Source organism: Pseudomonas sp. MH9.2, from assembly GCF_034353875.1.
Classification (GTDB): domain Bacteria; phylum Pseudomonadota; class Gammaproteobacteria; order Pseudomonadales; family Pseudomonadaceae; genus Aquipseudomonas.
Map to the genome: position 1 here is coordinate 220,092 of NZ_CP133784.1, position 13,600 is coordinate 233,691.

Annotated in this window: 11 protein-coding genes and 1 pseudogene; 10 read left to right on the top strand and 2 right to left on the bottom strand. The window is 53.6% G+C overall.

The window, feature by feature from the left end; genetic code table 11:
- The first annotated feature begins 3 nt into the window (after positions 1 to 3).
- The 3 genes from RHM55_RS01065 (at position 4) to RHM55_RS01075 (ending at position 2,974) form a co-directional block, all read left to right on the top strand.
- Complete coding sequence (locus RHM55_RS01065; RefSeq protein WP_322179107.1) at positions 4 to 186, top strand: hypothetical protein; 183 nt, start codon at positions 4 to 6, stop codon at positions 184 to 186.
- An 820-nt stretch (positions 187 to 1,006) separates the two neighbouring features.
- Complete coding sequence (locus RHM55_RS01070; RefSeq protein WP_322179108.1) at positions 1,007 to 1,399, top strand: helix-turn-helix transcriptional regulator; 393 nt, start codon at positions 1,007 to 1,009, stop codon at positions 1,397 to 1,399.
- Between the two features lie 1,290 nt (positions 1,400 to 2,689).
- A complete protein-coding gene (locus tag RHM55_RS01075) occupies positions 2,690 to 2,974 on the top strand; it encodes a hypothetical protein (RefSeq protein WP_322179109.1) in 285 nt (94 codons plus the stop codon).
- A 675-nt stretch (positions 2,975 to 3,649) separates the two neighbouring features.
- Here RHM55_RS01075 and RHM55_RS01080 read toward each other — a convergent pair.
- Positions 3,650 to 5,670 (bottom strand): annotated as a pseudogene (locus tag RHM55_RS01080) (acyltransferase family protein).
- Positions 5,671 to 6,698: 1,028 nt separating this feature from the next.
- Here RHM55_RS01080 and peaA point away from each other — a divergent pair.
- The 7 genes from peaA to RHM55_RS01115 all read left to right on the top strand — a co-directional run bounded on the left by peaA (position 6,699) and on the right by RHM55_RS01115 (position 13,122).
- On the top strand, positions 6,699 to 8,279 hold the full coding sequence (gene peaA, locus RHM55_RS01085; RefSeq protein WP_322179110.1) for a quinohemoprotein amine dehydrogenase subunit alpha: 1,581 nt from the start codon (positions 6,699 to 6,701) through the stop codon (positions 8,277 to 8,279).
- A gap of 107 nt (positions 8,280 to 8,386) precedes the next feature.
- Positions 8,387 to 9,817, top strand: coding sequence for a quinohemoprotein amine dehydrogenase maturation protein (gene peaB / locus RHM55_RS01090; protein ID WP_322179111.1), 1,431 nt, complete (start codon positions 8,387 to 8,389; stop codon positions 9,815 to 9,817).
- A 1-nt stretch (position 9,818) separates the two neighbouring features.
- Entirely contained in the window at positions 9,819 to 10,142 is a 324-nt protein-coding gene (gene qhpC / locus RHM55_RS01095; protein ID WP_219059831.1) for a quinohemoprotein amine dehydrogenase subunit gamma, read from the top strand.
- A 33-nt stretch (positions 10,143 to 10,175) separates the two neighbouring features.
- On the top strand, positions 10,176 to 11,294 hold the full coding sequence (gene peaD, locus RHM55_RS01100) for a quinohemoprotein amine dehydrogenase subunit beta (protein ID WP_322179112.1): 1,119 nt from the start codon (positions 10,176 to 10,178) through the stop codon (positions 11,292 to 11,294).
- A 164-nt stretch (positions 11,295 to 11,458) separates the two neighbouring features.
- Complete coding sequence (locus RHM55_RS01105; RefSeq protein ID WP_322179113.1) at positions 11,459 to 12,133, top strand: type 1 glutamine amidotransferase domain-containing protein; 675 nt, start codon at positions 11,459 to 11,461, stop codon at positions 12,131 to 12,133.
- A gap of 74 nt (positions 12,134 to 12,207) precedes the next feature.
- Positions 12,208 to 12,534 carry an SPOR domain-containing protein gene (locus tag RHM55_RS01110; RefSeq protein WP_407074639.1) on the top strand — a complete coding sequence of 109 codons (327 nt, stop codon included), beginning with the start codon at positions 12,208 to 12,210 and terminating at the stop codon, positions 12,532 to 12,534.
- Between the two features lie 93 nt (positions 12,535 to 12,627).
- Complete coding sequence (locus RHM55_RS01115; RefSeq protein ID WP_322179115.1) at positions 12,628 to 13,122, top strand: hypothetical protein; 495 nt, start codon at positions 12,628 to 12,630, stop codon at positions 13,120 to 13,122.
- Positions 13,123 to 13,217: 95 nt separating this feature from the next.
- On the opposite strand, the gene RHM55_RS01120 is transcribed toward RHM55_RS01115, so the two are convergent.
- Positions 13,218 to 13,538, bottom strand: a complete 321-nt coding sequence (locus RHM55_RS01120) for a DUF883 family protein (protein ID WP_322179116.1) — start codon at positions 13,536 to 13,538, stop codon at positions 13,218 to 13,220.
- Between the last annotated feature and the right edge of the window lie 62 nt (positions 13,539 to 13,600).

Consider the following 13,600-nt stretch of genomic DNA (forward strand, 5'->3'; position numbering starts at 1 on the left):
GGCATGAGCAAGGCCGATAGCAAGAACGAGGAAGCACGGCCCCTGCCGCTCTTGGACTGCCTGCTCGGCCAGAAAACCGTTGAGACGGCGGCGGTGCTGGCGGCACGGAAAAAAGAGCTGAGCGACACGCTTTTCAGCAAGTGGAATAGCGTCCTAAAGGCATGGCTGGCACGCTACTCCCCCTAAAATCATCTCGACACGCAGTGCCCAGCATGCGCTCCCGCCGGCATCTGTCGATCCGCGCTACTCAACCCACAGCACAAGCTCCGTGATGGCTGCCTCTAGGGCAATCTGGTTTTCGTTGAGCTTGAAAAGTAGGGAAGGGAGAAGATCTTTGTCTGCCATGGCTTGAGCCTCCACTGAAAAAGGAAAACGTGTCGGTGAAAGCGCCTTTTTAGCACGCATCTACGTGAAATCTCAGCCCGAAAACCTCTGAGAAAATTCAAGTTTTCAATCTCAAACGCGTACTTTTTTGCCATGGAAACCAAGGCCGATTTTTTCAACAGAATCGGCAGTTCTCTACCGATCATGGCTACGAAGCGTGTTGGTCAGATTGAATGCAAACAGGTGGCCGCGGAGTGCAATGTCGCACTGAGTAGCGTGGAAGAGATCGACTGCTTTTTTTATGCGCAGTCGTGGTATTGCAAGTCGCGTGATTGAGATTATGTTCGGTCGGCAGGACGCCGGGAGAGGCTGCATTGGCTGATACCAATTCTGATACCAACCAATGCGTTTTGGTGCGTATTTGAAAGCGCTAAGTCCTTGAAATATATACTAATTACCCCGCAACAAACCGCCTTTTAGACTGCGTGGTGATGTTAGCTGTGGAGATCAAGGACGTTTTTGGTTGAGAGGATGCTAGGCATCAAGCCACTTTGACATGGGGGGGTTAAACCGCCGGTGCCCAAAGATCAGGCACAGGGAGACAGTGCAGCTACATTTCTTAGCGGCTCAACTGATCTGATATGTGTAGTCATTATTTCATCCAAATGGATATTGATCAGCAATGTCACTGCACCAGTATAATGACGCCATTGTTATATCCAAGGGAATGGCGTTGATGAGTCTGGGCATTCGATTAAAACTCGAGCGTGAAGCGTGTCGCCTGACCCCGAGCGCCGTTGCTGCCATTGGTGGCATACAACCCAATGCGCAATTGCTCTATGAAAACGGAACGAGGTGTCCGAGGGCTGACTACCTGAGCCGATTGTCTGCTACGGCTATCGATGTGCTGTTCGTCGTGACGGGTAAACGAACGCCATGTGCTGTTGCTGAACTTTCTGCTGATGAGTATGCACTTATTAAGTTTTTACGGACTGCAGACTTTTCCGAGAAACACGCCGTAGAACATATTATAAATAGATTAGCCGTGACCTTGCGAAATAAGAGTCATGACTAATTTTAAGTTTCACATGTTCCAGGTGTTATTGGCTGGGTCGTTCCTGGCTGTGCTGTGGGCTATGGCCAATTTCCTTTAGAAACCCTCAGAACTGACTTCAAGGTCAGCGATGGGGCTCATTGATGGCTTTATGCGTTGGTGACACGGATTCAGAGGCCCCGTACAGCATATCGGGCGTGGGCATCATGTTACCGGCGCTTTGGAGCTGGGTCATGCGCTTACAATAACCTTTTCCGAGTGCCTATAAAAAATAGGGGTTGTGTTCGGTCGGTAGGACGCCGGTGAGGGGCTACTACTGTATGAAAATACAACGCTAAGCTATTGATTCTTATAGCGTGTATTTGGGCTTTTTGGCCAGTTGATACAATGGATATTTTATTTTATATTCAATGGGTTAGGTGTGGCTAGAAGTCACCTTGACGTGGTGGGGACCTAAACGACCCGGTGCCTAAAGATTAGGCACCGGTAGAAACCGCAACTACTTCACCTTCGGATCCGCATTCCCGCGGCGGACGCCAGATATTTTCCCTGTTTTGCTTGGCAAGTTTGGGACGATAGGGGCTTTAGCTCCGCCACCTCCTTTTCCAGTTGCTCCCGATCCGATTTTGGTTCCACCAGATTTCGGCATGATCTTCTCCAAGGTGTGCGACACAGTTGAAATGTAAACATAGATGCTCAGTCAAAATGAGCCAGGGTGTTCGTCGGCAGGGCGCCTAAGACAGGGGGCAGATCTCTGTTGATTGCGCAAAACCACCGCTGCAGGCCACAGCTTACCGTTTGCATATGCACAAAAAAGCGGATGATTTGCCACCCGGAATGTGGTGTTTATTCCTTGTAAAACAATAGTTTAGGCGTGTTTAATCCCCAGCATGGGGTGCTAGGGGTCGAATTTTCGAATCACTCCATCATCTATGTCCAGTCAGTTCGGTGTGAAGCGTTGAACCGGAATGTCGAGATAGCCATGGTCAGAAAGAGCAATCCGGTTGGTCCAGAGCCGCTCAACCCACTGCTCGATGCCAGGCTGTCAGGAATGGCTACCGGTAGATTCGTGCTCAGTTTGGTAATTGCACTGACTGCCCACCCGTTAACATTGGATCTGACCAGCCTTTTGCATCGGACTTGACCAGCACGCTTCGTAACCATGACCGATAGAGAACGACCCGTAGCAGCCGGTAAGCATGTGCAAGGTGAAGCTACGTGTCATTCGGTGTAGCAATCGGAGGAGACTGGCGGTCGATGCAAGGTATTGTTTTGTACCTACGACGTACTTCACAGGAATTGAGACTCTTAATGAAATGGATCCTGTTGCTCCTCCCTGCCTTCGTAACTGAGGTGAATGCCGCCGAACCGGCACCCTACGATTACAAGATTTTTCAAAGAAAATTCGACTCTGTGTATGTCTTGCCTGCGCAGTGTGATCCCCGTCGCATGAAATGGAGTCAGACGGACTGCTCCAACGACAAAGTAAGTGCAGCTAGGCGGTTCAGCGAGGAGTGGAAGGCACTGTCATATTGGGATGGCCGCAGCGTGATCGACAATCCCGATGCGGATGGACGTGTAAATACTCGCCCTTGAGCAGCCGAATCTGGTCGATTGCTGCCTGTTGCCATCGGCAGCAACCGACAGGTTTCTACCAATCATGGCTACGAAGTGTGCTGGTCAAATCCGAAGCAATCGTTGGTCAGATCAAATGCAAATACGGGGTCAAGTGGAGTGCAATTTCGCACTGAGTAGCGTGGAAGAGATCGACTGCTTTTTTAATGCGCAGTCGTGGTAATGCAAGCCGCGTGATTGAGATTGTGTTCGGTCGGCAGGACGCCAGGGATGGGATTTACTGCTGGAAAGTCTTCCCCAAAACGCAACCGTTTGGACCAATGTTTATTGGGATCTAAAGGCTCGCAAAGGACGCTGCTTTTTCCGCCTATTTGTAAGCTCAAGGTCTTGATTAATAAGGCCTTAGTCATTGTTCACCCGCTGTCCCAAACTGCGACAGGTGATTAAATTTAAGACCCTGATTTTGCTGGGCGTCAGGTACCTCGGTAGTGGTCAACTGATACTGGACACAGTTTTAAGTTTTTCTTCGGTTTTCGCCGGGGCCAGATCTGGCGGGTATTTTCGCCTAAATGGGGGTGGCCATAGATTTCATTAGACCACTGCAGTCAGGGGGTGACGGCATATTCCAGGATGCGTTCGGAGTTTCGCTCGCACGCGCTTTTTTATGCCGATATTTTAATGCTAGTCACGTCTTCGTTACTGGGCGAGAACGTTACTGATTGCATTAACCGCCAATTGTGAGCCTTTGGCATTCAAGTGATTGTAGTCCATGTAATAGGAATGGGTGTCGCCTATCAGACACACCTGTTGTTGACAGAAAATATTGTCCAGCGTGACCAGTCTTATTTTATTTTGCTCGCTGTCTAGCTCGAAAAGATGACGAGTGAATTGCTGAAGTTGATTGTGTTTTGACAGTGGCACGGACAGCTCGCTTACCCTCTGTAGTATGTTCTCGTCGCTCGATCCTGTTCCGCGGGCGAGTTGGTAATAAAGGTTTTTCGGATCGACCATCTGCTGCGGAACCTGAGCCACTATGTAAAGATGGGTGCCTAGCGCCTGGTAAGCCTCGACGGTTTTATTCAGGGCCTTCTCAAACACAGCCCTTGATGCTTCTTTGGTTTTTTCCTGGGTGTCTTGGGACACAAGAAAATAGCTGCTCTTTTTCCACTTGTCGTAATCGCCATCCGTATAAAGCGTCCAGCGTGAGACAAGAATTACCGTCTTGATGCCGTTCATTTTTACATAGTCATATTCGCGTCTCGCGAGGGCTTCGCACACGCCCACAACATAATTGCCAGCGAGAACATCCACACCCAACAGTGGAGGGCAGCCAGCCAGACCGATATGCACAATGGTTTTCCCCCGCTCTTTGCCTGCGGTGTCGAAGGCGGGCAATAGCACTTCTGCGTGGCTGTCGCCAAATACAGCAACCTCCGGGGTAGCGTTTTTGTCGACCGCCCCAAATAAGCAGAAATCGATGCTCCAACCGTTGCCATCGTAATTTTTATCGCAGGGAAAGCGTATTTTTGTGAAGGTAAATGATTCCAGCGCTACCGGATCTAAATCAAACCGGCTGGCGAAACCTTCGTTGGTATATCCGGTCAGCCCAACGCCTATGAACATCAGTGAAAAAATGGCCCCCAACGTGAATATATGATGTCTTTTTATCGAGCTTTTTTTCGGAAAGCCTGTTCTATAAAGCGCCAGCTCAAATAAGCTAATACCAGCGACAATAGGGTAAGCGCAAGCATGATCGTTGAGCTCGGCTCGACCAGGTAGCTCTCACGCGCGAAGGCGAAAATGGGTTGATGCCATAGGTAGGCGCTGTAACTGATCATTCCGATCAGCACGAAGGCGCGAGTGCTCAGCACCCGCCCTACTAGGGTATGAGCGTTGGCAAAAATGATAATCAAGGCTGCGCCAATTGTCGGGATCAAGGCATGCAACCCGGGGAATGAGGTGGTACTGTCGAAGGTAAATATGGCGTAAAGAATTAACGAAGTACCGAGCATTGTTGCTGCTTGATTAATGGCTTTCGGGCCATTCTCCAAGCGAGGCCGCCAGGAAAAATAAAAGGCGATGAAGGAGCCCACCAATAACTCCCATGCACGGGCATGCAATAGATAAAAAGATGCGGAGGATTCATGGGTCGCACCGTGTTCGGAAATGACCAGGCTCATCATTGCACCGATCATCAGAATGGCGACGATCCTTTTTCGACCCAGTCCCCAAGCGGCCATCAGGATCAGTGGGAAGACCAGGTAATACTGCTCTTCCACCGCGAGGGTCCAGGTATGCAGTAACGGTTTCAGCTCCGAGGTCACATCGAAATATCCACTCTCGCGCCAGAACAGCACGTTAGACGAAAATGTTGGCACCGCGATTAAACTCTTGGCAAAAAACTTGAAGTTCAGGGGGTCAAGCCATACCCAGGCCATGGGCAGGCAAGTGAGCATCACTACGAATAATGAAGGTAATATCCGCCGTGCTCGGCGTTCATAAAAGTTTACCAGCGAAAATTTACCAGCCAACATCTCGGCCAAAATGATCGACGTAATCAAATACCCAGAAATCACGAAGAACACATCGACACCGATAAAGCCTCCGGAAAATAACTGAAAGCCTGCATGGAAAAGAATAACGGGGACGACCGCCATCGTGCGCAGTCCGTCGATTTCTGGGCGGTAGTTCAAGGCCGGGTTGTGAATAGTGCTCATGATGAGTCGACTCTTCCACGTTGAGTTTAGGTATTAAAACTTGATTCATGCATGAGGACGTTCATGTCGAGTGAGCGTGCACAAAAAACGCGCAGGCAAATGCTACCGCCAGACGCAAAACGCCTAAGGGGGCGGCGAGGATAGATAGCCAGTGCACTGACGCCCCTTCAGCGCTGCGTGCCAAAGCCCACTACAGAGCCCTGATCTACACAGTCATTTGAACGGAATCTGAACGTTGCTGTGTTAAAGCGGTGGTGTTGTTTTATTGGGGGGCACGGTAGCTCTCTGCCGGGCCATTTTTTCCATTGGGTCTGAGGACACCCAAACGATGATAGCTCAGATTTTCATCATGACTAGCCCGCTCCTTTATCGACAGGGGGAGTCCACTCCCTCGCCCATCAGCAGCATACGGGGGCCGTAACCGTCCAGACAACACGCTTACATTGGCCTCTGCCTGTTGATAATAGGTTTGATTACAAACAATCCTGGACGTGACTTTTTGGTAGAGCCGAAATCAAATGAGTATTCGGCAATCAGGTAAACGATTTTATCTAGCGTCGTGTTTAAACAGCTTGCAACGTGTGCGGCATAACGCCTCGATCTCGCTCATCTTCTGCGTCGGCAGCTGCGTCAGTATGTCCTTCAAGCACTCGAACAGATCATGCCCATCGAGCTTGGCCGACTAGATCAAACTCATCAGCGTGGGGGGTTGTTACCTATGGGTACCGTGCCGTCATCGAGAAGGCCTTATCCGGTACCCACTGTCAAAAACCGCAACATACTTGAGGCGCCAGCGCGGGTAAGCATCAGGCGCGACTCGGTGGTCAGACGTGCCATGCGAACTATGCTCGTCTCAGAGTGGAACAGTTGTCGCGAAATTAAACGCAGCCAGGGTTGGGCCAGGCATTAACGAAGTTAACAATAAGGTTTAACTGTTTGATTTAAATAAGTATTACTAATCTGGCACGCTACGTGTATTGGACATCTCCAACTAAAAAACAAAAAGCACCGTGGGAGGTTCGACGTTGATGAAGAGAAAACTCCGAGCAGGCATGACGAGCGGTTTGCTGGCGATGGCCGCTTGCGTCGCTCTGCATTCGCCTCCAAGCATGGCGGCACGTGATGCCCAAGGCATCCTCAGGGAAACGTGTCAGGGCTGTCACACGCCTGAGGCCGATAAAGGCCTGAGCCGCATCAGCCATCAGCGTAAAACGCCGGAAGGCTGGCTGATGAGCATTGCGCGCATGCAGACCATGCATAAGCTGCAGATCAGCGACGAAGACCGTCGCACGCTGGTCAAGTACCTCGCTGACACTCAGGGCCTGGCGCCCAGCGAGACGGATGGCGTGCGTTATGCGCTCGAACGCCGACTCAATACCGTCGAGCACTTTGATGATCAGTTCAGCCAGATGTGTGGCCGCTGTCACTCCGGTGCCCGCGTTGCGTTGCAACGGCGTCCGGCGGAGGAGTGGGAGCGTCTGGTGAACTTCCACCTGGGGCAATGGCCTTCACTGGAATATCAGGCGCTGGCCCGTGACCGTGACTGGTTCGATATTGCCCGCAAAGACATGGTGCCACTGCTGGCCAAAAAGTATCCGCTGGAAAACAAGGCCTGGACGGACTGGCTAAAAGCCCGGCCGCACGCAGATGCGCTGGTCGGAGAGTGGAGTTTTAGTGGTCAATTGCCCGGCAAGGGTGAATTGTCGGGAACCATGAGCGTCAGCGCCGATGGCAGTGACCAGTTCAAGGTTGCGGTCAAAGGTCAGTACACGGACGGTAGCCCGTTCAATGGTGACGGCAGCGCGATTCTCTATAACGGTTACGAATGGCGCGGCAACCTGAAAATCGATGGTGTGGCCATGCGTCAGGTGTTTGCGGCCAAAGACGGCGAACTGCAAGGGCGGATGTTCGAGACCGCGCATGATGAGCGTGGGCTTGACTTCATTGCGGCCAGACAGGGTTCCTCTCGTTTGCTCGCGGTGCAACCGGGGTATCTGAAAGCAGGCAGTGAAACCGAGGTCAGCTTGATCGGCAGCGGCCTTAAAGGCACGCCAGACTTTGGTCCTGGGGTTCAGATTGTCGAAGTCCTGGAGCAAACTCCGGAACGCCTGCGGTTCAAGCTCAAGGCGGCAGACAGTGCTAAACCCGGCGTTCGGCAAGTCACGCTGGGCGTACTCAAGGGCGTGACCCTGGCGGTTTATCAACGCATTGACCAGGTCAAGGTTGTGCCCGAGTTCTCAGTGGCGCGCATCGGCGAGAACGGCGGCTCTACGCCGAAGGTTCAGGGCCGCTTCGATGCCGAGGCCTGGGGCAAGGGTGCTGACGGCAAGCCTTACCGGATTGGCGTGTTCCCGGCGCAGTGGAAGGTCGAGCCGTTCGACGACCGTGCCAAAGAGGACGAAGACGTCAAGTTCGCCGGCAGCATGCAAGCCGACACCGGTGTGTTCACGCCGGGCGGTGCGGGACCTAACCCCGAGCGCAAAATGTCGACCAATAACGCTGGCAACCTCAAGGTCATCGCGGCCGTGGATGATGCCGGTAAATCGTTGACCGGTGAAGGCCACATGATCGTCACCGTGCAGCGTTGGAACAATCCACCCATTCCCTGATCCGGTGTCGCGTCTGGCTGCTCAGGTCGGGCAAAACCAAAGGTTGAGGCATTGTTCAGGAATGACCGGGATTCTCCCCGCAACGGAGGGTTCCAGAGGAGGTTGCAATGGGCGTTATTTTGAATCTGGTCGAACGAAATCTGCATGAAGTGCATGTCGATTCCGACCGCATGCTGTTCCATATTCCCAGCAGTTCCCTGTTTGCCAGCGATGAGCTGACCGGCAGTATCATTGATACCTTGCGTGGCGAAGGCTGCTCATCAGACGATCTGATATCGCAGTTGGCCAACCGCTACGGTGGCGAAGAAGTTACCGAGACCCTGCGTGAGTTGATGGCCCTGGAACTGGTCAGCGATGGTTCGCCACTGACCCCGGACATCGGGGTCAAACGGGTTGAACGCACGGCGATCAATACCGTGGTCTTGAACGTCAACACCGGCTGTAACCTGAGTTGTACCTATTGCTATAAAGAAGACCTCGACAAGCCGTCTGAAGGCAAAAAGATGGACGTCGCAACGGCAGTGGCATCGGTTGAGATGTTGCTCAAGGAATCCCCTGACGAAGAGCGCTACACGGTGGTGTTCTTTGGCGGTGAGCCACTGAGCAATCGAAAACTGCTCGAATACATGGTTGATTACTGTGAGAAACGCTTCTCTGAAGCCGGCAAAATGGTCGAGTTTGTGATGACCACTAACGCCACGCTGCTCACTGAAGAAATTGTCGATTACCTGAACGCCCATCGCTTCGGTCTGTCGGTCAGCATCGACGGCCCCAAGACTGTCCATGACCGCAACCGCATCACCGTTGGCGGGCAGGGTACTTACGACGTGGTTCGACGCAAGGCGCAAATGCTCCTGTCGCGTTACAACAGCCGTCCGGTCGGTGCACGGGTAACCCTGACCAAGGGCGTCACCGACGTCGAGACGATTTGGGATCACTTGTTCAACGAGATGGGTTTCGCCGAAGTCGGCTTCGCCCCGGTGACCTCCGGCGACATCAGCACTTACAACCTGTCCAGCGAGGAACTGATCGAAGTTTTCGCCAGCATGAAGGCTCTGGGTAGACGCTATCTGGAAGCTGCGCTGATCCATCGCAATATTGGATTCTCCAACCTGCATCAGTTGATCACCGACATCCATGAGGGGCACAAGAAAGCCCTGCCATGTGGCGCGGGCTTGAAGATGCTGGCCGTAGACCATAAGGGCGAGTTGAACCTGTGCCACCGGTTTACCGGCTCAACGCTGCCGACATTCGGCAACGTTCACACCGGGGTCAAACAGGTGGAGTTGAACGACTTCCTGTCCCAGCGCCTGGACCGCACCAATACGGGGTGTGAAGACTGCCGCATTCGTAACTTGTGCTCGGGCGGCTGCTACCACGAAAGCTATGCCCGTTATGGCGACCCGGCTCATCCGACGTATCACTACTGCGAACTGATGCGCGATTGGGTCGACTTCGGTATCGAAGTCTATACCCGGATCATGGCGGTCAATCCTGCGTTCATTACCAGCTATATCACTCCGCGGAAGGCGCATTGATATGAAACATCTCAAAGCAATCAACAATAAAGCCCTGAAGCTTGAACAGGCTGCGGCAGAGAACCGCATCGAAGAAGTGGTGGCCATGAGTTCGGTCGCCGGTTGTGCCTCGACCACTGACCCAGGCTGGGAAATCGACGCATTTGGGGGGGTGTCGTCGCTCTGCCAACCCATGGAAGCAGACCTCTATGGCTGTTCCGATCCATGTTGGTGGCCTGCCCAGGTGCCCGACATGATGAGTACCTATCCCGACTGGAACAAGGATGCGCAAGCCTCCAACGACAGCTGGCGCAATCTTGGAACAGTGTTCCCGGACGACAAATAAAAAATCGGACAGATGAACATGAGGGATATCAGCATGCTTCGCTCAGGCACCTGCGGCCTTGCCGCTTTCGCCATCCTTGGCACCTGTTCATTATCGGCCCTTGCCGATACGAACCCGACACTCGATCCCGGCCATGAGTACATGGTCACGACCAATTACCCGAACAACCTGCACGTCATCGACCTGCAGACCGACACCCTGTACAAGACCTGCACGTTGCCGGATGCCTTTGGTCCGGGCACCGTTCAGTTATCGCCGGACCACAAGATTGCCTACGTGCTGAATAACCACTATGCCGATGTCTATGGCGTTGAACTGGACAGCTGCAAGCAAGTCTTTCATGCCAGCATCACCCAGAAATCGGGTGAGAAAGCGCGGTCGATGTTCGCGTTCACGGTCAGTCACGATGGCAGGGAGCTTTACACCGTTGCCAACCCGACATTGATGCTCAAAGACCGCTATGAAGTGCAGCAGCCGCGCCTGGACATCTACGCCACCGATGCCGGCATGGACGCTAAGCCGGTACGCAGTTTTCCAGCCCCGCGCCAGCTGACCATCATGCAGAGTGGCGATGACGGCACTTTGTATGTGGCCGGTGCGGATGTCTACAAGGTCAACGTGAAAACCGGCAAGTTCGACGTGTTGATCCCCAGTCGGCACTGGACGCGTCCGTTGTACAGCCCGCCAGACGTGTTGTATGTGTGGAACCAGCAGACCTACAGGCATGATTTTGCGCTGCTCTACACCACTGCCAGGTTCAAGGACAAAAAAGAGGACCCGGCCACGGCCGACCTGCTTTATGGCTTGTTCAGCGTTGACCTGAAAACCGGCAAGACTGAAACCACGGACTTTGGCCCTTTGACCGAGATCTACTTCAGCGGCATGCGCTCGCCCAAAGATCCGAACCTGATGTACGGCGTGCTCAACCGGTTGGCCAAGTACGACATCAAGCAGAAAAAGCTGGTCACAGCAGCCAGTCTGGATCACTCCTACTACTGCATTTCCTTCAACAAGGCGGGCAGCAAGATCTACCTGGCCGGCACCTTCAATGATGTGGCGATCTTCGATGCCGACAGCCTGAAACCCTTGGGGAAAATCAAATTGCCCGGGGGAGACATGGCAATTACCACTGCGCAGATATTCATTCGCTAAACGCTCTCTGATCAAGCGCCACTCAAAAAACCGCAGTCCGGAAAAGGCTGCGGTTTTTTCGTCTCTAATCGGATTAAAGTGTGCACTGTGAAATGCCCCGGAACCTAAGGGGCATGCCTGTACTCCCACCTACACTGATTGAAAACTGGCAGGAGACACTCGATATGAAGATTCTGATGGTGCTTACGTCCCATGACAAACTCGGCGATACGGGCGAAAAAACCGGTTTCTGGCTTGAGGAGTTTGTTGCGCCGTACTACGTTTTTTTAGATGCAGGTGCAACGGTCACAGTGGCGTCCCCCAAAGGCGGTCGGCCCCCTCTGGACCCGAAAAGTGACGCCCCGGACGGTCAGACCGAAACGACTGAGCGCTTCAAAAAAGATTCGGCTGCGCAGCAGGTACTGGCCAGCACAGTCAAGCTGGCCGATGTGCAGGCCAGCGGTTTTGACGCAATCTTCTATCCGGGTGGTCATGGCCCCTTGTGGGACCTTGCCGAAGATCCGAAGTCCATCGCCTTGATCGAGGCGTTCTACAGTGCCGGTAAGCCAGTTGGTTCGGTCTGTCACGCGCCGGGTGTACTTCGCCACGCGAAGGTCAATGGCGAGTCGATTGTCAAAGGCAAGCGCGTAGCAGGGTTCAGCAACAGCGAGGAGGCGGCTGTCGGTCTTGCCCACGTCGTGCCGTTCCTGGTAGAAGATGAACTCAAGCGCCTCGGTGGTCATTATGAAAAAGTCCCGGACTGGCAAGTTCTGGCGATCACCGACGGCTTGTTGGTGACCGGCCAAAACCCGGCGTCTTCAAGTGCTGCGGCAAAGGCGTTGTTGAAGCTCCTGGTTTGACGGTGTTAAGCCTCCGGCAGCTCCGCGCCCGGCAGTGTTAAACTTCCCGGTACTTCACACGCGGGGGAATGGCTGTGCGCAGATTGTCCATAATGGTTGCGGTTTTGATGTTGGCGGGATGCGGTGCAGGCGAGCCGGATAAGCCAGCCAAGGTGCAGGCACCTGCCGTCGCGCAGGTCGCCGTGCCACAGTGGGATGTTCTGGTGGCAGAACCCAAAGCGGTCAGCGACCTGACAGACAGGCTCATCGAGCACGGGTTTCCTTCTTTTGTCGCGGTCCGGGACGGCAAGGAGCGAGTACTGCTGGGGCCGTTTAACTCAAGAGCGGAAGCCGAAGAAAAACGCGCCCAACTGGCAATGAAGATGAGCTACGCGGCTTCAGTGGTTGACCATCCGCAGTGAGCCTGTGGACGGCAGCAGGTGCAGCGCGACACCCTGCACGGGGGTGTGTTATCACCCTCGGTTCGATGTACTAATAAATAATGGAGGGGTTTTATGGACGAAGTACAGCGGTTAGGCGAGTTGTTGAGCGCCAATCAACGCAATGAAGAACACAAGCATCAGCAGTTCCACGCTGATCTGGCACATTGGGAATCGAGCATTCTCAAGCTGTACGAACAGATTGAAGGCTGGATGGCCCCCCTCAAAAACAGCGGGCAGATGGTGTTCGAATACGAGCCGCACCTTGCGCAAAGCAAGGGTTATCCGGATGAGAATTCGCCATTCCGCACGCAACGTATGACGCTGTCATTTGCGTCCCGTCAGGTGGTATTTGTACCCGATGCCATGGGCCCCAAAGGCCAGGTCTCGATTGCCGCGAGCGGCCTCAGTGTGCATGCTCAGGAACAGATTTCCCTGACCCTCACCCCGCCTGCGGAACAGTGGATGATGAACAAACGCATCGGCGTGAAGGAATCGGAAACCCTTCCGTTCACAGCGGATGGCTTTGCCAGACAGCTGCAGACGCTGGTCCCTCAGCACCCGGCTTAATGCAAATGGGTGCTGCCCTCTACGCAACGCGATCGCGCTGCGTAGGACGACGGGGCAGAGTCTCCCATCAAGCGGGCTTTGTACCTGGTTTCAGATCAAGAGCGACGCCCAAGCAGTAAGCCCACTACCAGGCCCAGCCCGGCAGAGAGGGCGACGGTCTGCCATGGGTGACCACCGATGTAGTGTTCGGTGGCGTCGACCACGGGTTTGGTGCGTTCACGCACGTTGGAGACTGAATGCAGGGCTTGTTTCAGCTTCAGGCTCAGCTGTGCACGCAGTGTTTCAGCGTCGTCGCCTACCAGCGTTGCGCTGTCCTTGAGCAATTTGTCTGATTCTTCTATCAGCGCCTGCAGCTCACTGAATGCCTGATCCTTGATTTGCTCGGCGGTGTTTTGCTCGGCGGTTTTACGGGCCATGGTTTCTTCCTTTCAATTGATGACAACAGTGAGCAATGGAGTCTCCGGCGGGTGGAAAAGTT